The organism is Variovorax paradoxus, from assembly GCA_016806145.1.
Classification (GTDB): Bacteria; Pseudomonadota; Gammaproteobacteria; order Burkholderiales; family Burkholderiaceae_C; genus Variovorax.
Genome location: CP063167.1, coordinates 2,034,728 through 2,059,758, shown reverse-complemented (window position 1 = coordinate 2,059,758; position 25,031 = coordinate 2,034,728). Strand labels below are relative to the sequence as shown.

Here is a 25,031-nt window from a genome sequence, read left to right as displayed (position 1 = left end):
CGAATGCGAGTAGACATTGTGAGCAATTGCTCGGATTATCGATCGCAACGCAGCGAAGCGGAACACCCCTGGAGATGCCATGACCAAGACCCTGCGCCCGGCGCGCGACTTCACCCCCGCGGTGCCGGTGCTCGGCGCCTACGACCCCCTCGTGTCGCTGTTCACGCGCGAGCGGCAGTGGCGTTCGGCCCTGCTGGCGCAGCTCGCGCCGCGGCCTTCGGACGTGATCGCCGACGTGGGCTGCGGCACCGGCTCCTTCCTCGCGCTGCTCGGCCGTTCGGGGTCGATGCCTCGGCTGATCGGCATCGACCCCGACGAGCGCATCCTCGAGCGCGCCCGCGCCAAGCTCGCGGCCACCGGCGTGCGCTGCGAACTGCACCGCGGCTACCTGCGCGACGCGGCCGCGCTGCTGTGGCCGCTGCAGCCGACCAAGATCGTGACCAGCCTGGTGCTGCACCAGGTGCCGCTGGCCGAAAAGCGCGCGGGCCTCGCGGCCATCCACGCGGCGCTGGTGCCGGGCGGCGAGCTGCACATCGCCGACTACGGCCTGCAGCGCACCCGGGCCATGCGAACGCTGTTCAAGCTGGTGCAGTGCGTCGACGGCTTCGCCGACACCCAGCCCAATGCCGACGGCATCGTGCCGCTGCTGATGCGGGAAGCGGGCTTCGCCGAGGTCGAGGAGACCGCGGTGATCCCGACGCCGACGGGGTCGATCTCGCTCTACCGCGGCGTGCGTTCCCGCGCGCCGAAGGATCGGGCATGACGAGCCCCATCAAGCCCGTGGTGTTCACGAGCGTGGCGCTCGCCACGCTGACCAGCGCGGTGATCCTGCCGATCCTCGCGCCGCTGGTGCGCTCGCTGCACCTGACGGTGCAGCAGGGCGGATGGATGCTGTCGATCAGCTCGCTCGCCATGGCCGCGATGGCGGCGCCCTGGGGCCTGGCCAGCGACCGCTGGGGACGCCGCCGCGTGCTGCTGATCGGCTTCGCGGGCATGTTCCTGGCCTATGGGCTGTTCACGGCGGTGGTGCGGCAGGGCCTGTCGGGCCCGTTTGCCGGCACCGGGTTGTTCGCCCTGGTCACCGGCGCACGCGCCGTGCTGGTCGCCTTCCTGCCCGCCGTGCCGTCCGCGGCGCAGGCGCTGATGGCCGATCACACCGAGGCGGGAGAGCGCGCCGCGGGCATGGCATTGATCGGCGCGGCCAACGGCGTCGGCCTCGTGGTCGGCCCGGCGCTCGGCGGACTGCTCGCGCTGCGCGGCATCCTCTGGCCGCTGGCGCTGTCGGGCGCGCTGTGCCTGCTGGCCTTCTTCGTGGTGTGGGCCACGGTGCCGCGCGGCACGCGCATGCGCGCGGCGGTCGCGTCGCCGCCGGTTTCGCCCTGGGGGCCCGAGCTGCGGCGCTGGCTGGCGGCGAGCCTGATGTCGTGGACCGCGATCGTCACGATCCAGATCATCGCGGGCTTCTACTTCCAGGACCGGCTCGGCCTCGAGACCGCGCAGGTCGGTCCGCGGCTGGCCGCGGCTTTGACGGTGACAGGCGTGGCACTGATCGCGAGCCAGCTGCTGCAGGCCCGCGTGCTGCGCTGGCCGGCGCAGCGCATGGTGATCGCGGGCAGCGCGGCCTGGATCGCGGGACTGCTGGTGTTGCTCGGCACCTCCTCGCTCGCGGCCTATGTGGCGGCCTTCGCGGTGCTCGGGGCCGGCGCCGGTTTCATGATGGCCGGCTCGATGGCCGGCGCCTCGCTCGCGGTTCCCACCGACCGGCAGGGCGCGGTCGCCGGACTGATCGCCGCGACCCAGGGCCTGGCGCTGATCGCGGCACCGGCCGCCAGCACCGCGCTCTACGCGCTCGACCGCATGCTGCCGTTCGCGGTGCTCGCGGCGCTGCTGTGCGCGCTCGCGGTGCTGTTCGCGCTGCCCACGCTGGCCACCGCGCGCGAGTGACGCGCCGGCCTCAGCCGCGCACCGTGGCCAGCCACTCGCGCGGCGACACGCCCAGCTTCTGCGCGAACACCCGCGACAGCGCCGAGGCATTGGCATAGCCGAGTTCGTCGGCGATGGTCTTCACCGAGGCACCGCCACGCAGTTGCGCCTGCGCGATGCTGAGCCGCCAGAGTGCGAGGTAGTCGGCGGGCGTGGTACCCACCACCTCGCGGAAGCGCTGCGCGAAGGCGCTGCGCGACAGGCCCGCCTCGCGCGCCATCTGCTCGAGCGGCCAGGGCTCGCCGGGCCGCTCGTGCAGCCCGACCAGCACGCGCGCGAGCCGCGGATCGCCGAGCCCCGTCAGCAGGCCCGGCGGCAGTTCGCTGTGCTCCGGATGATCGAGCAGCCAGCGCAGCAGCTGGATCAGCACCACCTCGAACAGGCGGTCGGCCAGCAGCCGGTGGCCGCACTGCACGCGCGCGGTCTCGGCGAACAGCAGCGCGAGCGACTGCTCGAGCCCCTCGACCTCGCGCAGCGGCAGGAGGATCAGCGGCGGCAACGCGCGCGCCAGCGGATGGGTCTCGCCGCCATCGAAGTCCAGCGTCGCGCAGACGAAGTCCGAGCCTTCGACGGGCGCGTTGTGGAAGTGGTGCGTCAGCGGGCGCGGATAGAACAGCAGGCTCGGTTCCTTCACGACCAGCTTGCGCCGCACGCCGCTGCGCGAGGCATGCGTGACCACCATCTCGCCGCGGCGCAGCACATGCAGGAAGCCGCGCCCCGGCTCGGCCGCGAAGGTGGTGGTGCCGCACAGCGGGCCGTTGTGGAACAGGTGCGCGCGCACGCGGAAGCGCTCGAGCAGCGCGGACAGCCTGTCGATCGGGGGTGGCGCGGTCATCTGTACGAAAAGGCATGTTCCATGGACAAAACGAGCCGAATCATACGACCATCGCGCGCACACTTCCTTCACCGATTCACAACCCCGAAGGAAATCACCATGTCCCGCATCCCCCTCGTCTCCCCCGCCGAAGCCACCGGAGACGCCCAGGTCCTGCTCGCGCAGATCCACGGCGCCTTCGGTGCCACGCCCAACATGTTCCGCGCCGTCGCCAACTCGCCGGCCGCGCTCCAGAGCCTGTGGGGATCGTTCGGCGCGCTCGGCGGCGGCGTGATTCCCGCGCAGCTCGGCGAGAAGATCGCGGTGGCGATCGCCGACCGCAATGCCTGCCACTACTGTCTGGCCGCGCACACGGCGCTGGGCCGCAAGGCCGGTGCCTCGTCGGCCGAGATGACCGCCGCGCAGCACGGCGAGTCCGCCGACCCGCAGACCGCCGCCGCGCTGCGCTTCGCGCTCGCGGTGGTCGAGCAGCGCGGCCAGATCGACGCCGCCGAGGTGCAGGCGCTGCGCGACGCGGGCTTCGACGACCGGCAGATCGTCGAGCTGCTGGCGCACGTGGCCTTGAACCTGTTCACGAACTATGTGAATGTCGCCTTCGACGTGCCCGTCGATTTCCCGGGCGTGAAGCTGCGCGCGGCCGCCTGAGCGGCGGCGCCGGGGCCTTGCCATTGCACTGGAGCCATCAACCATGTCGAGAATCCATCCCCCGGCGCCCGAGCTGCAGGTCGAGCGCTGGCTCAACACCGAGGCCCCCGTGACGCTCGAATCGCTGCGCGGCAAGGTCGTGGTGCTGCACGCCTTCCAGATGCTGTGCCCGGCCTGCGCCACGCACGGCCTGCCGCAGGCCAAGAAGACGCGGCAGCTGTTCGCCGCGAAGGACGTCGCGGTGATCGGGCTGCACTCGGTGTTCGAGCACCACGAGGTCATGACGCCCGCGGCGCTCGAGGCCTTCGTGCGCGAGTACCGCTACGTGTTCCCGATCGGCATCGACCGGCCCTCGCCGGGCAGCAGCATTCCGCAGACCATGCGCGCCTACCAGTTCCAGGGCACGCCGAGCGTGGTGCTGATCGACCGGCAGGGGCGGCTGCGGCTGAGCCACTTCGGCCTGCTCGACGACATGGCGCTCGGTGCGGCCATCGGGCAGCTCGCGGCCGAGGACGTGGCCGCGCCGTTGATCGCGGACGCGGTGCGCGACGAAGGAGCTCATGCGGATGAAGGCTGCGGCGACGCAGGCTGTCCGGTTGGCTGACGTCGCGCGCTGGCGTGCGTCCGACAGCCGCGCGCGCGCCGCCTGTTAGCTTGGAGGTCCCCGCAACGCGGTACCACAGACAGAGAGGGACACCATGCCGAACCAACCCCCGCAGGGACAGAACCACCAGAAGCCCGGCATCGTGATGTGGAGCGCGATCGCCGTGGTCGCCGTCGTGCTGGTCATCTACGCGCTGACGTGGGTGAGCAGCGAACGCGACAAGCCCGCGCCCGCGACGCAGGGCGCGCCCGCCGCCACCGCGCCGGCCAAGGGCAAATAGCGGGCCGTGCGCGACCGCCATCCACGATGGCCACGCACACTCTTGCATTACCCCTATTGGCCGATGGTCAGGCCCGAGCCGCGCCGCCACAATGACCGAGGCGCACGCCACGCCCGCGGCCTCGTCGGAGCAGAACATCCGAATCCAACACACCGACACGCGCCGCGGGATTCCACTCCGCTCCACGTCAAGGAAAGCTTTCAGATGTACTTCGAGAACAAGACCGCATGGGTGACCGGCGCTTCCTCCGGCATCGGCGAGGCGCTCGCGCTCGCGCTGCTCGAGCGCGGCGCGCGCGTGATCGCCTCCGGCCGCCGCCCCGAGCCGCTGGCCGCCCTCGCGGCGCGCGCGCCCGAACGCGTGCTGGTACTGCCCTTCGAGGCCACCGATTACGACGCACTGCCGGCCATCGTCGAGCGCGCCGCCGGCTGGCAGGGCCGGATCGACGTGCTGATCAACAACGCCGGCATCGCCCAGCGCAGCCTCGCCATCGACACCGACCTCGCCGTCTATCGCCGCCTGATCGAGGTCGACTACCTCGCACCCGTCGCCCTCACCCAGCTCGTGCTGCCGCGCATGGCCGAGCGCCGTGGCGGCCACATCGCCGTGATCGGCTCGGTGGCCGGCAAGGTCGGCGCGCCGCTGCGCACCGGCTACAGCGGTGCCAAGCATGCGGTGCAGGGCTACTTCGATGCGCTGCGCGCCGAGGTCGAGCAGGCCTACGGCATCCGCGTCAGCGTCGCGCTGCCAGGCTCGGTGCGCACCGCGGTGTCGATCAACGCGCTCGGCCCCGACGGCAGCGCGCGCGGCCGTTCCGACGCGAACATCGACCAGGGCATGGAGCCCGCCGTCGCGGCCGGCCTGCTGCTCGACGGCATGGCTTCGGGCCAGCGCGAGATCGAGATCGCGGCGGGGCTCGAAGCAGCCGCGCTGCAACTGCGTCGCCACGACCCCAACCGCCTGTTCGACATGGCCGCGCAGGAAGGCGCGCGGCTCGCGGCGCAGCGCGAGCAGCAGGGGGCGGGGGCGAGCTTCGATCCGGCGGATGTAAGGGCGGCGGGGACGTATGGGCAGGAAGCCTTGAAGGCAGCTTGAGCGTTGCCGGGCCGGAAGGAGTGGGGTCGGTCTTCCGATCACGCTCCTCCTTGTTTTTCCCGCGTGCCCCGGGTACCTCGCGCCGCCCTGGATCCGGTGGAGGCTGCGGGCACGAAGGCACGAACGCCAGCAAATCTCTCTCAACCGTGTTGAGAGTTTCGAAATCGGCTGCGTCGAGCAGCCGTCCGCCTCAATCCCGTGAGGTGTAGAGATTCGGGAAATACCGCTCCATCAACGACTGCGGCCTGAGCGGTGCCGTGAACCCGAACCGCTCGTACAGCCCGTGCGCATCGCTCGTCGCCAGGGTGAAGCGACGCAGCCCCTGCAGCGCGGGAAAGCCCATCACCGCCTGCATGAGCGCCTTGCTGTATCCACGTCCCCGATGCTCTGGGAGCACGAAAACGTCGACCAGGTTCGCGAAGGTCGCGTGGTCGGAGATCACGCGGGCGAAGGCCACCTGGTCGGCACCGATGAAACCGCTGAAGCACAGGGAGTGCTCGATCGAGCGCTGCACGGTGGCCAGCGGAATGCCTCGGCCCCAGGTCGAGCTCTCACTGAGGAAGCGGTGAACCAGGGCGACGTCGATCGCCGCTTTGTCGGTGGTGATGCGCAGTTCGGACATGGTCGTTCGAGGATAGCGCAGGCCTGTTGATCGGGGTTGCGCGCGGCCTGCGCAAAAGGACATGTGCATCGCACCTTGCGCGATGGCGCGACCTCGACCCGGCCCCTGATGGACACCGAGAGCGGGTTCCTGCGGGTGCCGATGACGCGCGGCGTGCGGCTGACGACCGGCGTCGAGTTCGATGCCGAGGACCAGAGCCTGGCCTGATGCGGGGCCGTTGCAGAATGCAGTCCGATTTCATCCCGCATCCACGGCCTCTCGGCCATCCCGCATGAACCACGCCAAGACACGGTCCCCGCGCATCGCGATCGCACTTCTCGCACTTCTCGCGCTGAGCCTGGCCGCCTGCCAGAGCACGAGCCCCCAGGCCACGGAAGCAGAACTGCGTGCCGAATACGCCCGCGCCAGCGCGGAGTGGACCGCCAGGTTCCAGGGCCAGTACGAATACGACGTGCGACACATCATGGTCCGCACCCAGGCGCAGGCGGAGGCAGCCCTCGCCCGCGTGCGCGCCGGGGAATCGTTCGGCGCGGTGGCCAACGCGGTCTCCCTGGACGAGGGCTCCAATCGAAAGGGCGGCGAGCTCGGCTGGAACTTCGGCGTCTATTTCGTGCCGGAGTTCGCCGCGGCCATGGAGGCAATGGGACCGGCCGGAATGACCGATCCGCCGGTGCACACGCCGTTCGGCTGGCACGTCATCGAGGTGACGCAAAGGCGAACCGCCATGCTGCCGAGCTTCGAGCAGTCGAGGCCCAGCCTGGAGAAGCTGCTGCGGGACAGGAAGACGCGTCGCTGAGGCCCCGCGCCCGCGCGCCTCAGAGCCCCCTGCGTTCGGCCTCCAGCAGCGGCCGGTCGCGCTTGTGCACGACCGGCGATGTCGCCAGGGCATCGAGCGCCGCGCGGGCCTGTGCGCCACGCCCCTGCGCGCGCAGCACGCGCGCCGCATGGAACTGCAGGCTCGCCCATTCCGGACGGTCGACCGCCACCACACGCGCCGCATCGGCGGCGGGCAGATCGGCCGCGGAGGGCTGGCGCGCCGTCATCAGGGCGGCCAGCAACCAGGCGCTGTCCTTCGTTTCCTGCCACCGGGCCAGCGCATGGGCATGCTCGGCATCGCACACGCCGGCGTCCTGCGCCTTCTGTGCGTCGGAGCAGCCTTGCACGGTCACGACGAAGTCGAACCACGCATGCCGCCGCAACGCCTCACCGAGCACGCCCGTCGGCCGGTCGGGGGCCACCATCGGATAGAGCTCCTGGAAGAAATCCAGCGCGCTCGATTCGTAGGGGTTGAACTCCGGCCGTTCCATCGCCGTCATCGTCATGCGCAGCGGGATGCCCGGCATGAGCTGCACGAATGCCCGGCGCGCGGTGTAGCGGATGGCCTCGTGCACGGGAGCCAGCGTGGCATCGGCGAGTGCCGCCTTCGCGCGGCTGTCGATGGCCTTGAACGCGGCTTCGACACGCGCGCCATGGCGCGCCGCCGGTTCCGCCACGGCGGCCTTGAACTCGGCGCCGCGCAGCTGGCGCCGCGTCCAGGCGTCCTCGAAGACCGCCTCCCATTCGGTGTCGCGCACGCCGTCGCGCAGCAGCGAGCGCAACGCACCGAGCGTGGCCCAGGGCCGCATCGGATGATCGGGCACGGCCGCGATGGCATCGAAGGCCTCGCGCGCGGCGACAAACTCGTCGCCGTAGAACAGCGCGGCGGCGCGCTGGTAGGCGTTCAATGCCTTCAGCTTCGCCGGCGCGCGGGCCGGCAGCAGTGCGGGCAGGGCCGGCATCTTTTGCACCGTGGCCGAACAGCGCGCAAACACCGCATCCTGGCCGGCGACCCATGTCCGGCGATCCGCATCCTTCAGCGATGCATCGGCGACGAGCTCGCCCAGCGTGCGCGCGGCGAAGGCATAGGCGTCGGGGCCGCACTGGCCGACCTCGATGTCCATCTCGCCGAACCCCGACACCTTCAGCTTCGCGGGACGGAAGTAGCTCGGCGGCACGCTCGGCGCCTGCGGCACCCACGCGGCACGCGCCTTCGACCAGGTGGCGATCTCGTCCTCGGCCGGAGGCGGCGTGGGCACGCCGCGGACCCAGTCCGACTGGCGACGATGGCTCTCGCGCGCCACGGCCCCCACGGGCAGGTGCATCACGCGCCAGGCCACGAACAGGGATGCGCGGCCATAGTTCGACTGGATCAGGCCCAGCGTGCCGTGCGCATAGGCCCGGTTGTCGGCGGGGCCGTTGATGGGCTCGACGTAGTCGCTGCGCAGGCTGTCGGGCAGTCTGCTTTCGTCGTCGGCGGCTGGGGGGGCGGCATGGCCCGGCGCGGCGAGCAGGAGGCCACCGAGCGTGGCAAGTGCGATGCAGAGACGGCGCAAGGGTGTGCGGGGCATGTTCATGAAAGAGGATGACGCGGAGGACGGGAGGGGTTGGACCATGCGGCCTCGTCGAACCAGTAGGCTCGCGTGGCGCGATCGAGAAGGGCCGCAGATGGCGGATCGTTGGTGGCGAATCCCAGTGCATTGCCGCGGCAGCGGCGCGCCAGTCCCGGGTCGCCTTGTGCAAAGCGCCGCCGCCAATCCGCGGCCTGCGGTCCCAGGCGATAGAGCATGGGCACCACTTCGTCGACCGGGAGCCGATCGAGCCAATCGCCTTGCGCGCACCAGTGCGCGAGCGCGGTGATGCTCAGCCGCACGCCTGGAGGCAGCGCCTCGCGCACCGCGGCGACGAGCGCACGGTAGGCATCGCGCTGGCGCGCCGGTGCCTCGAAGTCGAGTTGCAGCAGGCCACCACCGGCCTCGGCGGCACGGGCCTGGCGGCGCACGGCCGCAAGCACCGCCTGCTGCTGGACGGGCGTGAATTCGTCGGGCGCGGAGGCGCCCGCTTCCACATGGATGACGGGAATGAAGCGAGCGCCCGCGGGAAGCGCCAGGGGCTGGCGGCGTCCGCCGCGTTCGACGCCGGAGCCACGAAACACCAGCGACTCCACCAGGACCGCTGCCTGGCTATAGGAAGCCGCCTCGCCGGATGCCGGGGACGGGCCGTTGCTGTCGGGCCAGATCCACGCCACGCCCTGCGCCAGGGATTGCGAGACGGCCATGGGAGGGATGGGTGCGGACGCCTCTTGCCGCGCCATCCGTGCGTACAGAAAACTCGCAAGCAGGCCCAGCACCAGCAAGGCCATGCCCATGCCCATGCCCATGCCCATGCCCAGCGGCCGCCATCCTCCACGCTCGCTTCCTGCTCTCATCGACGGTCTCCCTCCGCGGAGGCGGAGTGTAGCCGTCGAGAAAGAAGGCGTGCCGACGCCCTCGTCAGCCCCGCGCCAGCACCACCACCCCGTCGGCCGCCTTCACCCCCCGCCCCTTCGCGAGCACGAACAGCGGATTGATCTCGGCCGTCTCGAGCCGCGCACCCAGTTGCCCCGCCATGCGCGAGAACGCGACGATCGCGTCGACCAGTGCCTCGACATCGGCCGGCGCCCGGCCGCGGTAGCCATCGAGCAGCGGCCAGGTCTTCAGCTCGCGCAGCATCGCGGCGGCCTCCTCGCGCGCCAGCGCCCCGCCCGGCGGCACCATGCGCAGCACGGTGTCGCCGACGAGCTCGGCGGTCACGCCGCCCATGCCGATCAGCAGCGCGGTACCGAGCGCATCGCGGTGCAGGCCGAGGATCATCTCGGTGCCGCCCGTGACCATCTCCTGCACCAGGTAGCCCTCGGGCGCCTGGCCGGTGGCGGTCGCCACGTCGTCGTGCATGCGCGCCACCCGCGCGGCCACCTGCGATGCGGGCACGGCCACGGCCACGCCGCCGACCTCGGTCTTGTGGGTGATGCGGCGCGAGAGGATCTTGAGCACCACCTTCTCGCCCAGGGCGGGCGCGGCCTCGGCCGCCTGCCGCGCATCGCGCACCGCCACCTCGCGCACGCCCGGCACGCCGAAGCGCGCGAACAACGCCTTGGCCTCGGCTTCGTCGAAAGAGCCTTGCGCAGGCAGGCCCGCGAGATCGACGATGGCGCCGGTCGACGCGTATTCCGGCGGCGTCGCGCCGCCCTGCATCAGCATGCCCTGCAGCGCCACGGTGCAACTCTCGGGCGCGCTGAAGGCCGGCACGCCGCGTCCGTTGAGCAGCGCAGCCACGGCCGGCGCATGCGGGCTCACATACGCCAGCACCGGCTTGCTCGTGCCCGGCAGGCAGTCGCGGATCGCATCCGCGACGAGGTCCGGCATGGCCAGCGCCGACGAACCGACGATGACCACCACCGCGTCGTAGCCCGGGCTGTCGAGCAGCGCGCGGAGCGCGCGGCGCAGAAGTTGCGGCTGCAGGCCGGCCAGGGTCACGTCGATGGGATTGCGGTCGAGCACCGAGGGCCCGTCGGCCTGCAGCGTGCGCAGCACCTCGGCGGTGGCCGCGTCGGGCGGCGGCGCCTCGAAGCCGGCCGCGCCGAGGCTGTCGGCCACCAAGGTGCCGGCGCCGCCGGTCGAGGTGAGGATGGCCACGCGGCGCCCGCCGAGGCGCCGGCCCGTGGCCAGCGCGGCCGGCAGGTCGAGCAGGTCGGAGAAGTCACGCGCGCGGATCGCGCCCACCTCGCGGAACAGCGCGTCGTACATGCGGTCGGCGCCGGCCAGTGCGCCGGTGTGCGAGGCCGCGGCCTGCGCGCCCGATTCGGAGCGGCCGATCTTGAACACCACCAGCGGCTTGCCCGCGCGCCGCGCCTTGGCGGCGGCGGCGCGGAACTTCGCGACGTCGCGCACGCCCTCCATGTAGAGCGCGATCACGCGCGTGGCTTCATCGTCGGCGAGGTGGTCGACGAAATCGGCGAGGTCGAGGTCGGCCTCGTTGCTGGTCGAGACCAGCTTCGAGAAACCGATGCCGCGCGCCGCGCCGCGCGAGAGCAGGGAGCCCAGGATGCCGCCGCTCTGCGACACGACGGCGATGCCGCCGGCCACGAGGTCGTCGGCCTCGAGCGCGCCGCTGGCCGACAGCGTGATGCGGTCGCTGAGGTTCACCAGCCCGATGGTGTTGGGCCCGAGCAGGCGCATGCCGCCGGCTGCCTCGAGCAGCTCGCGCTGGCGCTGCTGCCCTTGCGCACCAGTCTCGGCATAGCCGCTCGCGAGCACGATCGCCGCGGCGCAGCCGCGCGCCGCGAGTTCGCGCACCACAGCCTGCGCACGCTCGGCACCCAGCAGCACGATCGCGACATCGGGCGCCTCGGGCAGCGCGCCGATGTCGGGGTAGCAGCGCAGGCCCGCGATGGTCTCTGCCTTCGGGTTGACCGGGTAGATCGCGCCTGCGAAGCCATGCTTCTGCAGATAGGCGACGGGTCGGCCCGAGGTCTTCGCGAGGTCGGCCGAGGCACCGATCACCGCCACGCTGCGCGGACGGACCAGGCGGGAGATCGGAGAGATGGCATCGCTCATCGCGCCCCCTCCTTGGCCGCCGACTTCGCGAGGAAGGCCTCGACCGAGGCGCGGTGCTCGTTCGAGGTGTAGCAGATCGCCTGCGCCTGGCTGCCGAGGCCGAAGACCTGTTCGGCCTGCAGCTCGAAGCTCTGGTTCAGGATGCCCTTGGCCAGCGCGACCGCGGTGCGCGACCCCGCGCCGAGTTCGCGCGCCCAGCCCGTCGCTTCGGTCAACAGCGCTTCGGGCGTGCTCAGCCGGTCGGCGATGCCGAGCTCGATCGCCTCGTTGGCGCGCACGGTGCGGCCCGTGAAGATCAGCGCCTTGGCGCGCGCCAGGCCCACGCGGCGCGGCAGGAAGTACATGCCGCCGCCGTCGGGAATCAGACCGCGCAGCACGTAGTTCCAGGCAAAGCTGGCGTGCGGCTCGGAGGCGATCACGAAGTCGCAGGCCATCGCGAGGTCGGTGCCCAGGCCGGTGGAGGCGCCGTTCACCGCGGCGATGGTGGGCTTGGGCAGGTCGTGCAGCGCGCTCAGTGCGTGATGGGTGCGCTGCTGCCGCGCCCAGCCGTTGTAGGCGATATCGCCGGCCGGCGCCTGCATGCGTTGCTGCATCGCGCGGATGTCGCCGCCCGCGCAGAAGGCCTTGCCCGCGCCGGTGAGCACCAGCGCGCGCACGCTGTCGTCGCGGTTCACGCGCTCGAGCGCGGCCATGAGTTCGCCGCGCATGGCGTCGTCGACGGCGTTGCGCACCTCGGGGCGGTCGAGCGTGAGGATGGCGACGCCGTCCTCGGTGCGGAGCTGGATGGAAGAGGTGGGAGTGGTCATGTCGGCAAGGGAATGAAAAAACGATGAGGGCTCGCTCAGTCGAGCTGGATGTGCGCCTCGCGCACCAGCTGGCCCCAGCGGGCCTGCTCGGCGGCGACGTAGCGCATCAGTTCCTCGGGCGGCGAGGCGATCACCACGATGCCCTCGTCGGCGATGCGCTTGCTGAAGGTCTCGCTGTGCGCCGCCTTGCGGATCGCGGCATGGAGCCGCGCCACCACCTCGGTGGGCGTGCCGGCCGGCGCATAGAGCCCATACCAGCTCTCGGCCACGTAGCCGGGCACGCCGCTCTCGGCCACCGTGGGCACGGAGGGCATGGCCGGCGAGCGCTGCGGCGAGGTCACGGCCAGCGCGCGCAGCTTGCCGCTCGCGATGTAGGGCGCCACGCTCGCGGCGGTGGTGAACATCAGGTCGATCTGGTCGCCGAGCAGGTCGGTCAGCGCGGGCGCCGAGCCGCGGTACGGCACGTGCGTGAGGTCGACCTGCGCGAGCCGCTTGAAGAGCTCGCCCGCGAGATGCGCCGAGGTGCCGTTGCCGAACGAGCCGTAGCTGAGCTTGCCGGGATGCGCTTTCGCGAACGCGAGCAGGTCGGCCACCGAGCGGAAGTCGCGGTCGCTGCGCACCACCAGCACATTGGGCGAGCGGCCGACCAGGCTCAATGGTGCGAAGGCCTTGGCCTGGTCGTAAGGCAGCTTGGGCTGCAGGCTGGGGTTGACCGCGTGCGCGAAGGTCGCCATCAGCAGCGTGTAGCCGTCGGGCGCGCTCTTGGCGACGTAATCGCTGCCGATGATGGTGCCGGCGCCGGGCTTGTTCTCGACGATCACCGACTGCTTCAGTTCGGCGCCGATGCCCGCGCCGAGCACGCGTGCGATCACGTCGGTGCCGCCGCCGGCCGCGAACGGCACCACGAGGCGGATCGGTTGCTTCGTGGGGAAGGCCTGCGCGGCCGCGTTGCCCATGGTCAGGGCGAGGGCCAGGCCGGTTGCCAGGCCCATGAGCACGCGCCGCGCGCGCCCGTCGATTCGAAATTGCATGCTGTCTCCTTCTCGGCGCGAACGGAAAAAGCTCGCCGCGCCATAGGGGAAAAGCATAGGCACGAGGGTCTGCGCATACACTCCCCCAATTCCAAGCAATGGAATCGAAATCCAGGCCAGCATGGAGTCCGCATGAGCCGCATGACCCCCTCGCTCGAGCAGAAACCCGGCATCTCGCCGGCCAACCGTTCGCTGGAACGCGGCGTGGAGATCCTGCGTGCCTTCCGTCCGGGCTCCGAGCTGCTGGGCAATGCCGAGCTCGCCGACCGCACCGGTCTGTCGCGCTCCACCGTCAGCCGCCTCACGCAGACGCTGGTGGGCGCGGGCATGCTGCAGGTCGATGCGGGCCAGCGCGCCTACCGGCTGGCGCCCGCGGTGCTGAGCCTCGCGCATGCGATGCGCTCGGGCTCGAGCGTGCTGTCGCTGGCCGCGCCGAAGATGCGCGCGCTGGCCGAGTCGCGCCGCATCAACGTCGGCCTGGCCGCGCCCGACCGCGACGAGATGGTCTACCTCGAGTCGATCCGTTACAACCGCCGCGTGTCGCTGCGCAACGTGGTCTCGGGCCAGCGCGTGCCGATGGAGCTCACCTCGCTCGGGCGCGCCTGGCTCGCCACGGCCGGCGAGCCGCGGCGCAAGGCGCTCTACGCGCTGTTCAAGCAGCGCCGGCGCGAGCAGTGGCCGGCGCTGCGCGAGGAGATCGAGGCCGCCATCGCGAACGTGAACGCGCGCGGCTTCTGCGCCGCCGCCTGGCAGCCCGAGGTGGTGGCGCTCGCCGCGCCGATCCGCCTGCCCGCCGCGCAGCCCGACGAAGCGCCGGGCGCCTCGGGCTACGTGCTCAACCTCAGCGTCTCCAGCAGCGAATCGCTCGCGAGCGTGGTGCGCGAACTCTCGCCGGCGCTGCTCGCGCTGGTGGCCGACGTGGAACGCGCGCTCGCGCGCGGCTTTGCATGAACCCCGAAAGAAGCATCGAATGACCGACACCCTGCGCCAGCTCTATCCTCCGATCGAACCCTACGAGAGCGGCATGCTCGACGTGGGCGACGGCCACCGCATTCGCTACGAGCGCGTGGGCACGCCCGGCGCCAAGCCCGCGGTGTTCCTGCATGGCGGCCCCGGCGGCGGCATCTCGCCCGAGCACCGGCGGCTGTTCGATCCCGCGCGCTACGACCTGCTGCTGTTCGACCAGCGCGGCTGCGGCCTGTCGCAGCCGCATGCGGGCCTCGAGGCCAACACCACCTGGCACCTGGTGGCCGACATCGAGCGCCTGCGCGCGCTGGTGGGCGCCGAGCGCTGGCTGGTGTTCGGCGGCTCGTGGGGTTCGACGCTGGCGCTGGCCTATGCGCAGAAGCACCCCGAGCACGTGAGCGAGCTGGTGCTGCGCGGCATCTACACCGTCACGCGCGCCGAGCTCGACTGGTACTACCAGTTCGGCGTGTCGGAGATGTTCCCCGACAAGTGGGAGCAGTTCCAGGCCCCGATCCCCGAGGCCGAGCGCGGCGACATGATCGCGGCCTACCGCCGGCGCCTGACCGGCGACGACCCGGTGGCGCAGATCGAGGCCGCGCGCGCCTGGAGCGTCTGGGAGGGCCAGACCATCACGCTGCTGCCGAGCCCCGCGCTCGCGGCCTCGCATGCCGACGACCATTTCGCGCTGGCCTTCGCGCGGCTGGAGAACCACTACTTCGTGCATGACGCCTGGCTCGAGGACGGCCAGCTGCTGCGCGACGCGCACCGGCTGCACGGCATCCCGGGCGTGATCGTGCATGGCCGCTACGACATGCCCTGCCCCGCGCGCTACGCCTGGGCCCTGCACAAGGCCTGGCCCGAGGCGGAGTTCCACCTGATCGAGGGGGCCGGGCATGCGTATTCGGAACCCGGAATCCTCGATCGCTTGCTGCAGGCGACGGATGGGTTTACCGGGCGCTGAGTCCGCTCAGTCCTGCCCTTCGGCCCCCGCCGCCTTCACGATCCGCCCCCACTTCTGGTGCTCCGCCGCAATGAATCGCTTGTACTCCGCCGGCCCCAGGTACAGCGGATCGGCCCCCACCTCGGCCAGCGCGGCCTTGATGTCGGGGGCCTGCCAGGCCTTCTCGAGCGCGGCCGAGAGGCGGTCTATCGCGGGCCTGGGCACGCCCGCGGGCGCGGCCACGCCGAACCAGATCGAGACGTCGTAGCCCGGCACGCCGGCCTCGGCGATCGAGGGCACGCCGGGAAAGGCGGGCGACTTGCGCGGGCTGGTCACGGCCAGCGCGCGGATCTTGCCGGCCTTGACGTAGGGCGCATGGGTCGAGGCGGTGTCGAACATCATGTCGACGCGGCCCGCGAGGAAATCCGACAGCGCGGGCGCGGAGCCCTTGTAGGGCACGTGCAACATCCGGGTGCCGGTCATGCTCTCGAACAGCGCGCCCGACAGGTGGCTCGATGCACCGATGCCGGCCGAGGCGTAGGTCAGCTTGCCGGGGTTGGCCTTGGCCAGCGCGATCAGCTCGGCCACCGTGTTCGCCTTCACCGAGGGATGCACCACCAGCACGTTCGAGGCCGAGGCCACGTTGCCGATCAGCTCGAAATCGGTCAGCGGGTTGTACTTGAGCTTGCGGTAGATGAAGGGGTTGATCGCCATCGTGCCGGTGGTGGTGAAGAACAGCGTGTAGCCGTCCTTCGGTGCGGCCAGCGCCACCTCGGCAGCGATCGCGCCGCCGGCACCGCCGCGGTTGTCGACCACCACGGGCTGGCCCAGTTCCTTCGAGAGCCGGGTCGCGGTGAAGCGCGCCATCGCGTCGGTGGCGCCGCCCGCGGGGAAGGGCACGACCAGCGTGATGGGCTTGTCGGGGAAGGCGGCGGCCGCGGAGGCGGCGAAGCCCAGCGCGAGCAGGCCGCCGAGGGCGGCGCGCCGCGAGAGAAGAAAGAGGAAGGAAGCGGTCATGGCTGTCTCCTGCCGCTGGTGCGGCATGCGTTGTGATGAATCGGGAGCAGAAGGGAAGGACTTCAGTCGTTCGCGGCGTCGCGCGGCGGCGCGGCCGACACGAGCTCGTAGAGCGCGGGGTAGTAGCGGTCGCCCCAGCCCGCGTCGATCGTGCGCCGCAGCGTCGAGGCGGTCTCGCGCGCCATCGCGGCCTCGAGCCCCACGGCCTGCGCGAGCTCGAGCGCGAGGCTCACGTCCTTGAGCGCATAGCGCGTCGCGAAGCGTCCCTCGGGATAGTGGCGCGGCAGCAGCGCCTCGCGTCCCTGCACGCGCGCGGCGCGGCTGTCGGCCGAACCCAGTTCGATGGCATCGAGCAGCACCGCGCCGTCCACGCCATGCGCGCGCGCCACGGCCATCGCCTCGGCCAGGGACTGCACGGCCTCGAACAGCACGGTGTTGTGCAGGATCTTCACCACCTGGCCCGCGCCGGTGCCGCCGCAATGCGTGATGTCGCTGCCCATGCAGCGGAAGTGGGGCATCAGCGCGCTCACGTCCTCGGCCGTGCCGCCAGCCATGATGCTCAGCGTGCCCGCGATGGCGGCCGCGGGCATGCGCGCCACCGGTGCGTCGACGAAGCGGTGGCCGGCCTGCGCGAGACGCTCGGCCATGCGGCGCGTGGCCAGCACCGAGGTGGTGCCCATGTCGACCACGGTGCGAACGCCTCCGCTGCCTTGCCAGGCCTCGGCCAGCGCCTCGACCACCGACTCCGCCGCCTGCGCGCTCGCGAGGCAGAGGAACACCACCGAGGCCTCGTGCGCCAATGCGCGCAGCGAGTCGGCCGGCACCGCGCCGCGCTCGGCCAGCCGCCGCATCGGCGCGGCATCGAGGTCGTGGCACAGCACGCGCGCGCCGCTCTTCGCCGCGAGGTTGGCGCACATGGGCTCGCCCATCACGCCGAGGCCGATGAAGCCCAGGGTCTGCAGCGTCATCTCAGAGCCCCACCATCACGGTCTTGGCTTCCTGATAGGTGCGGATGCCGAAGAAGCCCTTCTCGCGGCCCGAGCCGCTTTCCTTGAAGCCGCCGAAGGGCACCGACACGCTGAGCGTCTTGTAGGTGTTGATCCAGACCGTGCCGGCCTCGACCGCGCGCGCCACGCGCCAGGCCTTCGGGAAGTCGCGCGTCCACACGCCCGCGGCCAGGCCGAAGAAGCTGTCGTTGGCCTGCGCGACGAGGTCCTCCTCGTTGTCGAACGGCATCACGCACAGCACCGGGCCGAACACCTCCTGCTGGCAGATGCGCGCGTCGTTCGTCACGCCGCCGATGAGGGTCGGCAGGTAGTAGGCGCCATCGGCCAGCGCGGGGTCGGCCGGGCGGCTGCCGCCGGCCAGCACCTCGGCGCCGTCCTCGCGCGCCATGTCGACCATGGCCTCGACCTTGTCGCGGTGCACGAAGGACGACAGCGGCGCCACCTGCGAGCGCGCATCGTCGGGCGGCCCCACGCGCAGCGCCTTGGCGGCCTGCACCAGCCGCGCGACGAAGGCGTCGTGGATGCCGCGCTCGACGAACAGCCGCGTGCCCGCGATACACGACTGGCCGCTGGACGAGAACACGCCGTGCAGCACGCCCTGCAGCGCCTTGTCGAGATCGGCGTCGGCGAACACGATGTGCGGCGACTTGCCGCCGAGTTCGAGCGCCACCGCGGCCATGCGGCCCGCGGCCTCGCGCGCGATCGCCTTGCCGGTGGCGGTGCCGCCGGTGAACGAGATCAGCCGCACGTCGGGGTGCGCGACCAGCGCCGAGCCGGTCTCGGCGCCGAGGCCGGTCACGACGTTGAGGATGCCCGGCGGCAGGCCGGCCTCGAGCGCGAGCTCGGCCACGCGCAGCGCGATGGTCGGCGTGAACTCCGAGGGCTTGAGCACCACCGCGTTGCCGGCCGCGAGCGCCGCCGCCACCTTCTGCGACTCGAGCGTGAGCGGTGAATTCCAGGGCGTGATCGCAGCCACCACGCCGAAGGGCTCGTAGAGCACCATCGACAGGTGGTCGCCGCGCGAGGGCGCCACTTCGGCCGGCATGGTCTCGCAGATCGACGCGAAGTAGCGGTAGGCCGCCGCGCCGCCGGCCGCCTGCGCCACGCACTCGGCGCGCAGCTTGCCGTTCTCGCGCATCTGGCGCTCGGCCAGCTCCTCGGCATGGGCCTCGATCAGGTCGGCGATGCGGTGCAGGATCGCCGCGCGCCGGTGCGGCAGCATCGCGCGCCACTCGGGCCGGGCCTGCGCGGCCTTGGCGGTGCGCACCGCGAGGTCCACGTCCTCGCGGCTCGCGCTGCCGATCAGGCCGTTCCGCGCACCGTTGGCGGGGTTGATCGATTCGAAGGGCGTGCCCTGGCCTGTTGTCCAGGTGGCGCCGATCAGGAAGGGCCTGACGCCCGCGCCTTGCGTGCTCGCGCTCATGGAAGTCTCCTTGGGGCCGTGCTGGCCGCTGTCTCGGTGGATAGGAAGAATGGATGCATGGTAGGAAGGGCGCGCGGCTCGCGACACCGTTCGATTCCAAACAGTGGAATGGTGGGAACCGGGCCGCAGGCTACGCAGCGGTGCGCATGGCTACAAGCCGCCAGCGCTGCATGGGCTTGCAAGGCCAACTAACAGATCGCAAAGCCGCCACTAGACTCGGCGCTTCGATGTCGCAATGGAGAGCGCCGCATGCGCCAGGACCTGCTGGATGGACTCGTCGCCTTCATCGTGTCGGCGGAGGAACGCGGTTTCTCGGCCGCCGCGGTGCGCCTGGGCGTCACGCCCTCGGCCGTGAGCCAGTCGATCCGCAGCCTCGAGCGGCGCCTCGGCATCACGCTGTTCAACCGCACCACGCGCAGCGTGAGCCTCACCGAGGTCGGCGAGCGCTATCTCGAGAAGGTACGGCCGGTGGTGTCGGAGCTCGCCGCCGTCTCCGAGGAGTTGGGCCGCGAGGCCGACCATCCGAGCGGCCTGCTGCGGCTCAACGTGCCGCGCGCGGGCTACACCATCGGCCTGCAGCCGGTACTGCGGCGCTTTCTCGACCGCTTCCCCGACGTCAGGCTCGAGCTGCGGATCGAGAACCAGCTGGTGGACATCGTGGCCCAGGGCTTCGATGCCGGCATCCGCTTCGGCGACCTGGTCGAGAAGGACATGATCGCGGTCAGGATCGGGCCGCGCATCGAAGCGCATGTGATCGCCTCGCCCGATTACCTCGCGCGCCACGGCACGCCCGTGCATCCCACCGAACTGATGGCGCACGATTGCATCGGCTTTCGCCACGTCAGCACCGGCCAGGTCGAGCGCTGGCAGTTCGCGCGCGGCGACGAGACGCTGCAGCTCGCGATCGACGGCCGGCTCGTGCTCAACGACTCGGCCGCGCTGGTGCGCGCGGCGCTCGACGGCATCGGCGTCGCCTACATGATCAACGGCTACATCGAGCCGCTGATCGCGCAGGGCCTGCTGGTGCGGCTGCTGGCCGAATGGAGCCCGGTGCTGCCGGGCCTCACGCTCTACTACCCCGACCGGCGCCGCGTGCCCGCGAAGTTGCGCGCGCTGATCGACTTCCTGCGCGCGGAGCTGCCCGCGGCCTCGGCGGTGCCGCCGCCCGAGTTGCGGCTGGACTGACGCCGCTCAGATGACGCGGCTTGCCGCGAGCCGGTCGATCCGCCCGGCATCGCAGCCGAGCTCGTCGGCCAGCACCTCGCGCGTGTGCTGGCCCAGGGTCGGCGGCGCGCGCCTGTAGGCCACCGGCGAGGCCGACAGCCGGATCGGATTGGCCACCAGTGGAATGGAACCGGCCGTGGCGTGCTCGACCTCGATCTTCATGCCGCGCGCGATCACCTGCGCGTCCTCGAACACCCGCGCGAGGTCGTTGATCGGGCCGCAGGGCACCTCGGCCGCCTCGAGCGCCGCCACCCATTCGTCGGTGGAACGCGTCAGCGTGCATTCGCGCAGCAGCCGGACCAGCTCGACGCGGTGCGCGATGCGCGCGAGGTTGGTCGCGAAGCGCTCGTCGGTGGCCAGCGCCGGCCGGCCGATGGCCGTGCACAGCCGCGCGAACTGGCCGTCGTTACCGACCGCGATGATCACGTCGCCATCGGCGGTCGGGAAGTCCTGGTACGGCACCACGTTGGGATGCGCATTGCCGAGCCGGCCCGGCGAGCGGCCGCCGTAGAGGAAGTTCATGCCCTGGTTCGCCATGCAGGCCACCTGCACGTCGAGCAGCGCGAGGTCGATGTGCTGGCCCGTGCCGCTGCGCTCGCGGTAGGCCAGCGCGGCCAGGATCGCGTTCGAGGCGTACAAGCCGGTGAACAGGTCCGCCACCGCGACACCGACCTTGAGCGGCCCGGCGCCCTGCTCCGATTCCGCGCGGCCGGTGACGCTCATGAGCCCGCCCATGGCCTGCACCAGGAAGTCGTAGCCCGCGCGCGGCGCATAGGGACCGGTCTGGCCGAAGCCGGTGATCGAGCAGTAGACCAGCCGCGGGAACTCGGCATGCAGCGTGGCGTAGTCGAGGCCGTACTGCGCGAGGCCGCCGACCTTGTAGTTCTCCACCAGCACGTCGCAGCGCGCCGCGAGTTCGCGCACCAGTTGCTGGCCTTCGGGGGTGGTGATGTCGATGGTGACCGAGCGCTTGTTGCGGTTGGCGCACAGGTAGTAGGCCGCGTCGCGCGTGGGCTGGCCGTCGCGGTCGTGCAGGAAGGGCGGGCCCCAGCTGCGCGTGTCGTCGCCGCTGCCGGGCCGCTCGACCTTGATCACGTCGGCACCGAGGTCGGCGAGCATCTGCGAGGCCCAGGGCCCGGCCAGCACGCGCGACAGGTCGAGCACCTTCACATGCGAGAGAGCACCGTCCATCGCTTCAGGCCGCCAGCATGTGCAGGCCCGAGCCCAGGTGGGCCGCGCCGTCGATCTGGATCAGCTGGCCGGTCATGAGGTGCGCGGCCGGCGTGGCGAGGAAGGCGACCAGCTCGGCCACCTCCTCCACGCTGGTGGCGCGGCCCATCGGCGTGGCGTCGACCAGCCGGTCGAGCATCGCCTTCGCGGCCTCGCCGGCCAGGCCCTCGGTCAGCACCGCGCCGGGGCCGATGCAGTTGAGCGCGATATCGTCCCTGGCCCATTCGAGCGCCAGCGTGCGCATCAGGCCCAGCACGCCGGCGCGCGCGGCGATCGAATGCGCGATGCCCATCGAGCCGCGGTCCACGCCCGACAGCGAGATGTTGACCACCGAGCCCTTGCGCGCCTTGAGGAAGGGATAGGCCGCCTTGGTCACGACGAAGATGGCCGACAGGTTGACGTCGATCACGGCGTCCCAGCCCTTGCGGCTGATGCCGGTGGCGGGCGCGAAGAACTGGCCGCCCGCGTTGTTCACCAGCAGGTCGATGCCCTGGCGCTGGCCGACGCGCGCGACCAGCGCCTCGATCGCCTCGGTGTCGCGCACGTTGCAGGTCTCGAAGCCGAAGCGGCCCGCGAGGCCCTCGGCCAACTGGCCGGTCTCCTCGAGCGCCTCGGCGCGGCGGCCGGTGCCGAAGACGTCCATGCCCAGCGCCATCAGCCGCAGCGCGATCGCGCGGCCGATGCCGGAGCCGGCGCCGGTGATGAAGGCCGAGCGTCCCTGGTGGACGCCGGGCCGCATGACCCGCAGCGCGTCGGCGGCGGGAAGGGAAGAAGTGCTGGCCATCGAAGGCTCCTCGGATCGGAAGGATGGAAGAAGGGGAAAGGACGCGGCGTCAAGCGAAGCGCAGGCCGCCGCCCACGTGCGGGGTCGCGCTGCGCGGCAGCCGCTGCCCGTCGAACAGCGCCGGGAACGCGGGCACGTGCTCGCCCGATGGCAGCGCCCGCGAGACCGCGCCGGGCCGCAGCGCGCGGATCATGGCCAGCGCCTCCTCGGGCGGCCGCACGTTGCCGGCCGGTATCTGCAGCGCCCGCATCTGCGCCAGCACCTCGTCGCGCCGGCGCGGCAGCGTCCAGGCCTCGACCTGGGCGTCGAAATGCGCGGCGCGCGCGATGCGCTCCTTGATCGGCGCGTCGTCGGCGCCCACCAGCGGCCGCAGCCGGCGCCAATAGGCATCGAGCCCGCCGAGGATGTAGACGTGGCCGTCGGCGCAGCGGTAGATGCTCGAGGGCGCGGAGGCGCGGTCGCGGTTGCCCATCGGCGGATCGAGCGCGTCGCCCTCGCTGACCGCGAGCATCGCCGGCCCGATCAGCATGCTGGCCGCGACCTCCATCATCGACAGGTCGACCAGGCAGCCTTGCCGCGCGGGGTCGAGCATGGCCATGGCGCAGCTCATGCCGGCGTACATGCCGCAAAACATGTCGATCGGCCAGCTGGTCGACAGCCGCGGCGAGCCGTCCTCGTCGCCGTTGAGCAGCGCGAAGCCCGACTCGCACTGCGCGATGGTGTCCATGCAGATGCGCGCATCCTGCTGGCCGTAGCCCGAGATCAGCACGATCACCAGCCGCGGGAAGCGTTCGCGCAGCGTCGGCCCGTCCATGCCCAGGCCGCTCAGCGACGCGGGCGCGAGGTTGCAGACGAAGGCGTCGGCCTCCGCGAGCATGGCATCGAGCGCCGCGCGGTCGGCGGCCTCGCGCAGGTTCAGCACCCGGCTCGTCTTGCCGGTGTTGAAGCTGCGCGCGTAGTAGCTGCCGAAGCCATTGCCCGGCAGGGTGCGCACGCCGTCGCCCTGCGGCGATTCGACCTTCGTGACCTCGGCGCCGAAGTCCGCGAGGTACTGGGCCGCGGTGGGCCCGGCGATGAACTGCGACAGGTCGACCACGCGCCGGCCGGCCAGCGGGCGCGGCAGGCCCTGGGCCCGCGCCTCAGGCATGCACCACCCGCGTGGCCTTGTGGATGGTGCGCGGCAGGGTGCCGGACTCGACCACCTCGACATGGAAGCGCACCTGCAGCTTCTCGCGCAGCCGCTGCGACAGCCGCTCGCCGAGGTCGGCCGGCGCGCCCGCCGCGCGCTCCACGCGCAGCTTCACGCCGGTGAGGAAGCCGGTGTGCGGGTCCTTCACGCTGTCGTCGAGCACCAGCAGGTACTCGTTGCTCAGGCCCGGGAAGGCGCGCACGATGTCCTCGACCGCCGAGGGGAACAGGTTCACGCCGCGGATGATCAGCATGTCGTCGGCGCGGCCCAGCACGCCGCCGGCCAGGCGCGCATGGGTGCGGCCGTCGGGCGCGGTGCGGCTGTCGCGCACCACCATGTCGCCGGTCCACCAGCGCACCAGCGGGCAGGCCTCCTTGTCGAGGTGGGTCAGCACCAGCACGCCACGCTCGCCGTCGGCCACCGGCTCCTTGGTATCGGGATGCAGCACCTCGACGTAGATGAAGTCCTCGGCCAGCGTCGGGCCGAGCTGCGCGGCGGTGTCCCAGCCGATCGGCTGGCATTCGAGCGCGCCGTAGCAGTCGAACATCCTCGCGCCCCACTGGCGCTCGATGCGCTCGCGCGTGCCGGGGATGCTGGCGCCGGGCTCGCCGCCCACGCAGACCATCTTCACGCGCGAGGTCGTCAGGTCGCGCCCCAGCTTCTCGGCCGCCTCGGCCATGTGGGCCATGAACGAGGGCGTGCCGATCACGCACTGGCTGCCGTATTGGAAGATGGTCTCGATCTGGCGCTCGGTGTCGCCCGAGGAGGCCGGGATCACCAGCGCGCCCAGGTGCTGGGCCGCGAGCGTGGCGCCGAGGCCGCCGACGAACCACGCGTAGTTGAACATGCACTGGAAGATGTCGCCGCGCCGCAGGCCCTGCGCATAGAGGTAGCGCGCGTAGAGGTCGGCCCAGCGTTCGATGTCGGCCTGGGTCCAGAGCACCGGCGCGGGCCGGGCCGTGGTGCCGGAGGAGAAATGCACCCGCACGGCTTCGCCGGGTTCGACGGCGGCCAGGGCGCCGAACGGGGGCTGTGCCTCGAGGCCGGCGACGTAGTCGGCCTTGCGCGTGAACGGCAGCCGGCGCAGGTCGGCGAAGCTCTTCAGGTCGCCGGGCTCGAAGCCGACCTCGGCGAACACCTTGCGGTAGTGGCTGCTGGTGCGCCCCACGCGCTCGAGCTGGCGGCGCAGGGCATCGAGCTGGAAGGCCTCGATGCGGTCGCGCGACCAGGTCTCCCTCTCATCCCAGATGGTCTCGGAAAAGGGCTGTCTTTCTTGCTGCTTCATGGTTTGGATCCTTGAGAAGCCCGCGCAGCGCGAAGGCTGCCAGGGCATGAGCGATGTCGTCCACCGCCTCGGCGCTCTGCAGCCGCCGCTGGCTGTACCAGACGGTGGCCCAGTTGAGCGCGCCGAAGAAGGGCTTGGTGATGAGCTTCGCCGGCTGGTCGACGAACAGGCCCGCGCGCACCCCGTCGTCGATCACCTCGACGAACATCTGTTCGTAGTCGTCGCGCATCTTGACCACCGAGCGCAGCCGCTTGGCGCCCGAGGAGGCACCCAGCAGGTGCCGCTCCAGCCCCTGCACCGCCACCTTCTGCATCGGCAGCTCGGTCAGCAGGATCTGGGTGTGGCGCAGCGCCATCGCGGACAGGCGCTCGAGCGGGTCGCCCGCGCCGCGCGCGATCGGCTCGACCTGCTCGTTGAGCCGGTTCATCGCGGCGATCTGCACGTCGAAGAAGAGGTCGGCCTTGCTGCGGTAGTGGTGGTAGATGCGGCCCTTGGTGGCGCCCAGGCGCTGCGCCACCGCGTCGATCGACGTCGCCGCATAGCCCAGCTCCATGAAAAGTTCCGCCGCCGCCTGCAGGATCTCGCTGCGCGACTCGTTGCCGCCCGCATCCGCCACCGCCTGTTGTGCACTCGCCATCACCGACCTCTTCTCTT

At 71.5% G+C, this 25,031-nt stretch carries 25 protein-coding genes; 10 read left to right on the top strand and 15 right to left on the bottom strand.

Translation table 11 applies throughout. From position 1 onward, the window contains the following. The first annotated feature begins 79 nt into the window (after positions 1–79). On the top strand, positions 80–763 hold the full coding sequence (locus tag INQ48_40765; GenBank protein QRF61698.1) for a class I SAM-dependent methyltransferase: 684 nt from the start codon (positions 80–82) through the stop codon (positions 761–763). After that, entirely contained in the window at positions 760–1,944 is a 1,185-nt protein-coding gene (locus tag INQ48_40760; GenBank protein ID QRF61697.1) for an MFS transporter, read from the top strand. The genes INQ48_40765 and INQ48_40760 overlap by 4 nt, the downstream gene beginning before the upstream one ends. 10 nt (positions 1,945–1,954) lie before the next feature. Here the strand turns inward: INQ48_40760 and INQ48_40755 are convergent, their stop codons facing one another. After that, complete coding sequence (locus INQ48_40755) at positions 1,955–2,818, bottom strand: AraC family transcriptional regulator (protein ID QRF61696.1); 864 nt, start codon at positions 2,816–2,818, stop codon at positions 1,955–1,957. A gap of 99 nt (positions 2,819–2,917) precedes the next feature. Here INQ48_40755 and INQ48_40750 point away from each other — a divergent pair, with 99 nt between their 5' ends. The 4 genes from INQ48_40750 (at position 2,918) to INQ48_40735 (ending at position 5,442) form a co-directional block, all read left to right on the top strand. Next, on the top strand, positions 2,918–3,463 hold the full coding sequence (locus INQ48_40750) for a carboxymuconolactone decarboxylase family protein (GenBank protein ID QRF61695.1): 546 nt from the start codon (positions 2,918–2,920) through the stop codon (positions 3,461–3,463). A gap of 43 nt (positions 3,464–3,506) precedes the next feature. Then, positions 3,507–4,067: a redoxin domain-containing protein gene (locus INQ48_40745; protein ID QRF61694.1), complete on the top strand. Its 561-nt coding sequence runs from the start codon at positions 3,507–3,509 to the stop codon at positions 4,065–4,067. 94 nt (positions 4,068–4,161) lie between these two features. Continuing rightward, a complete protein-coding gene (locus INQ48_40740; GenBank protein QRF61693.1) occupies positions 4,162–4,347 on the top strand; it encodes a hypothetical protein in 186 nt (61 codons plus the stop codon). 204 nt (positions 4,348–4,551) lie between these two features. Continuing rightward, positions 4,552–5,442 carry an SDR family NAD(P)-dependent oxidoreductase gene (locus INQ48_40735; GenBank protein ID QRF61692.1) on the top strand — a complete coding sequence of 297 codons (891 nt, stop codon included), beginning with the start codon at positions 4,552–4,554 and terminating at the stop codon, positions 5,440–5,442. Positions 5,443–5,632: 190 nt separating this feature from the next. Here INQ48_40735 and INQ48_40730 read toward each other — a convergent pair whose 3' ends face one another. Then, entirely contained in the window at positions 5,633–6,064 is a 432-nt protein-coding gene (locus INQ48_40730; protein ID QRF61691.1) for a GNAT family N-acetyltransferase, read from the bottom strand. A 271-nt stretch (positions 6,065–6,335) separates the two neighbouring features. Here INQ48_40730 and INQ48_40725 point away from each other — a divergent pair, with 271 nt between their 5' ends. Continuing rightward, positions 6,336–6,860, top strand: coding sequence for a peptidylprolyl isomerase (locus INQ48_40725; protein QRF61690.1), 525 nt, complete (start codon positions 6,336–6,338; stop codon positions 6,858–6,860). 19 nt (positions 6,861–6,879) lie between these two features. Here the strand turns inward: INQ48_40725 and INQ48_40720 are convergent, their stop codons facing one another. The 5 genes from INQ48_40720 to INQ48_40700 form a co-directional block, all read right to left on the bottom strand. After that, entirely contained in the window at positions 6,880–8,436 is a 1,557-nt protein-coding gene (locus INQ48_40720) for a hypothetical protein (protein QRF61689.1), read from the bottom strand. Positions 8,437–8,453: 17 nt separating this feature from the next. Then, on the bottom strand, positions 8,454–9,266 hold the full coding sequence (locus tag INQ48_40715) for a hypothetical protein (GenBank protein ID QRF61688.1): 813 nt from the start codon (positions 9,264–9,266) through the stop codon (positions 8,454–8,456). 106 nt (positions 9,267–9,372) lie between these two features. Continuing rightward, complete coding sequence (locus INQ48_40710; protein ID QRF61687.1) at positions 9,373–11,475, bottom strand: acetate--CoA ligase family protein; 2,103 nt, start codon at positions 11,473–11,475, stop codon at positions 9,373–9,375. Further along, positions 11,472–12,281, bottom strand: a complete 810-nt coding sequence (locus INQ48_40705) for an enoyl-CoA hydratase/isomerase family protein (protein QRF61686.1) — start codon at positions 12,279–12,281, stop codon at positions 11,472–11,474. Before INQ48_40705 ends, INQ48_40710 begins: the two co-directional genes overlap by 4 nt. Before the next feature lie 35 nt (positions 12,282–12,316). Beyond that, complete coding sequence (locus INQ48_40700; GenBank protein ID QRF61685.1) at positions 12,317–13,312, bottom strand: tripartite tricarboxylate transporter substrate binding protein; 996 nt, start codon at positions 13,310–13,312, stop codon at positions 12,317–12,319. A 132-nt stretch (positions 13,313–13,444) separates the two neighbouring features. Between INQ48_40700 and INQ48_40695 the strand changes: the two genes are divergently transcribed. Both INQ48_40695 and pip read left to right on the top strand, forming a co-directional pair. Next, entirely contained in the window at positions 13,445–14,263 is an 819-nt protein-coding gene (locus INQ48_40695; protein QRF61684.1) for a helix-turn-helix domain-containing protein, read from the top strand. Between the two features lie 19 nt (positions 14,264–14,282). Next, positions 14,283–15,239 (top strand): prolyl aminopeptidase, encoded by a 957-nt coding sequence (pip, locus tag INQ48_40690; GenBank protein QRF61683.1) that lies wholly within the window; start codon positions 14,283–14,285, stop codon positions 15,237–15,239. Between the two features lie 6 nt (positions 15,240–15,245). On the opposite strand, the gene INQ48_40685 is transcribed toward pip, so the two are convergent. The 3 genes from INQ48_40685 to INQ48_40675 form a co-directional block, all read right to left on the bottom strand. Next, positions 15,246–16,235, bottom strand: coding sequence for a tripartite tricarboxylate transporter substrate binding protein (locus INQ48_40685; GenBank protein QRF61682.1), 990 nt, complete (start codon positions 16,233–16,235; stop codon positions 15,246–15,248). A 62-nt stretch (positions 16,236–16,297) separates the two neighbouring features. After that, complete coding sequence (locus INQ48_40680; protein QRF61681.1) at positions 16,298–17,203, bottom strand: NAD(P)-dependent oxidoreductase; 906 nt, start codon at positions 17,201–17,203, stop codon at positions 16,298–16,300. A 1-nt stretch (position 17,204) separates the two neighbouring features. Then, positions 17,205–18,665 carry an aldehyde dehydrogenase gene (locus INQ48_40675; GenBank protein QRF61680.1) on the bottom strand — a complete coding sequence of 487 codons (1,461 nt, stop codon included), beginning with the start codon at positions 18,663–18,665 and terminating at the stop codon, positions 17,205–17,207. A gap of 249 nt (positions 18,666–18,914) precedes the next feature. Between INQ48_40675 and INQ48_40670 the strand changes: the two genes are divergently transcribed. Continuing rightward, positions 18,915–19,850 carry a LysR family transcriptional regulator gene (locus tag INQ48_40670; protein ID QRF61679.1) on the top strand — a complete coding sequence of 312 codons (936 nt, stop codon included), beginning with the start codon at positions 18,915–18,917 and terminating at the stop codon, positions 19,848–19,850. Positions 19,851–19,856: 6 nt separating this feature from the next. On the opposite strand, the gene INQ48_40665 is transcribed toward INQ48_40670, so the two are convergent. Genes INQ48_40665 through INQ48_40645 form a run of 5 tightly spaced genes read right to left on the bottom strand, consistent with a single transcriptional unit; the run spans position 19,857 to position 25,014 of the window. Continuing rightward, positions 19,857–21,080, bottom strand: coding sequence for a CoA transferase (locus tag INQ48_40665; protein QRF61678.1), 1,224 nt, complete (start codon positions 21,078–21,080; stop codon positions 19,857–19,859). A gap of 4 nt (positions 21,081–21,084) precedes the next feature. Further along, positions 21,085–21,903, bottom strand: a complete 819-nt coding sequence (locus tag INQ48_40660; GenBank protein QRF61677.1) for an SDR family oxidoreductase — start codon at positions 21,901–21,903, stop codon at positions 21,085–21,087. Positions 21,904–21,952: 49 nt separating this feature from the next. Next, entirely contained in the window at positions 21,953–23,050 is a 1,098-nt protein-coding gene (locus tag INQ48_40655; GenBank protein ID QRF61676.1) for a CoA transferase, read from the bottom strand. Further along, positions 23,043–24,377 (bottom strand): AMP-binding protein, encoded by a 1,335-nt coding sequence (locus tag INQ48_40650; protein ID QRF61675.1) that lies wholly within the window; start codon positions 24,375–24,377, stop codon positions 23,043–23,045. The genes INQ48_40655 and INQ48_40650 overlap by 8 nt, the downstream gene beginning before the upstream one ends. Further along, positions 24,331–25,014, bottom strand: a complete 684-nt coding sequence (locus INQ48_40645; GenBank protein QRF61674.1) for a TetR family transcriptional regulator — start codon at positions 25,012–25,014, stop codon at positions 24,331–24,333. Before INQ48_40645 ends, INQ48_40650 begins: the two co-directional genes overlap by 47 nt. Between the last annotated feature and the right edge of the window lie 17 nt (positions 25,015–25,031).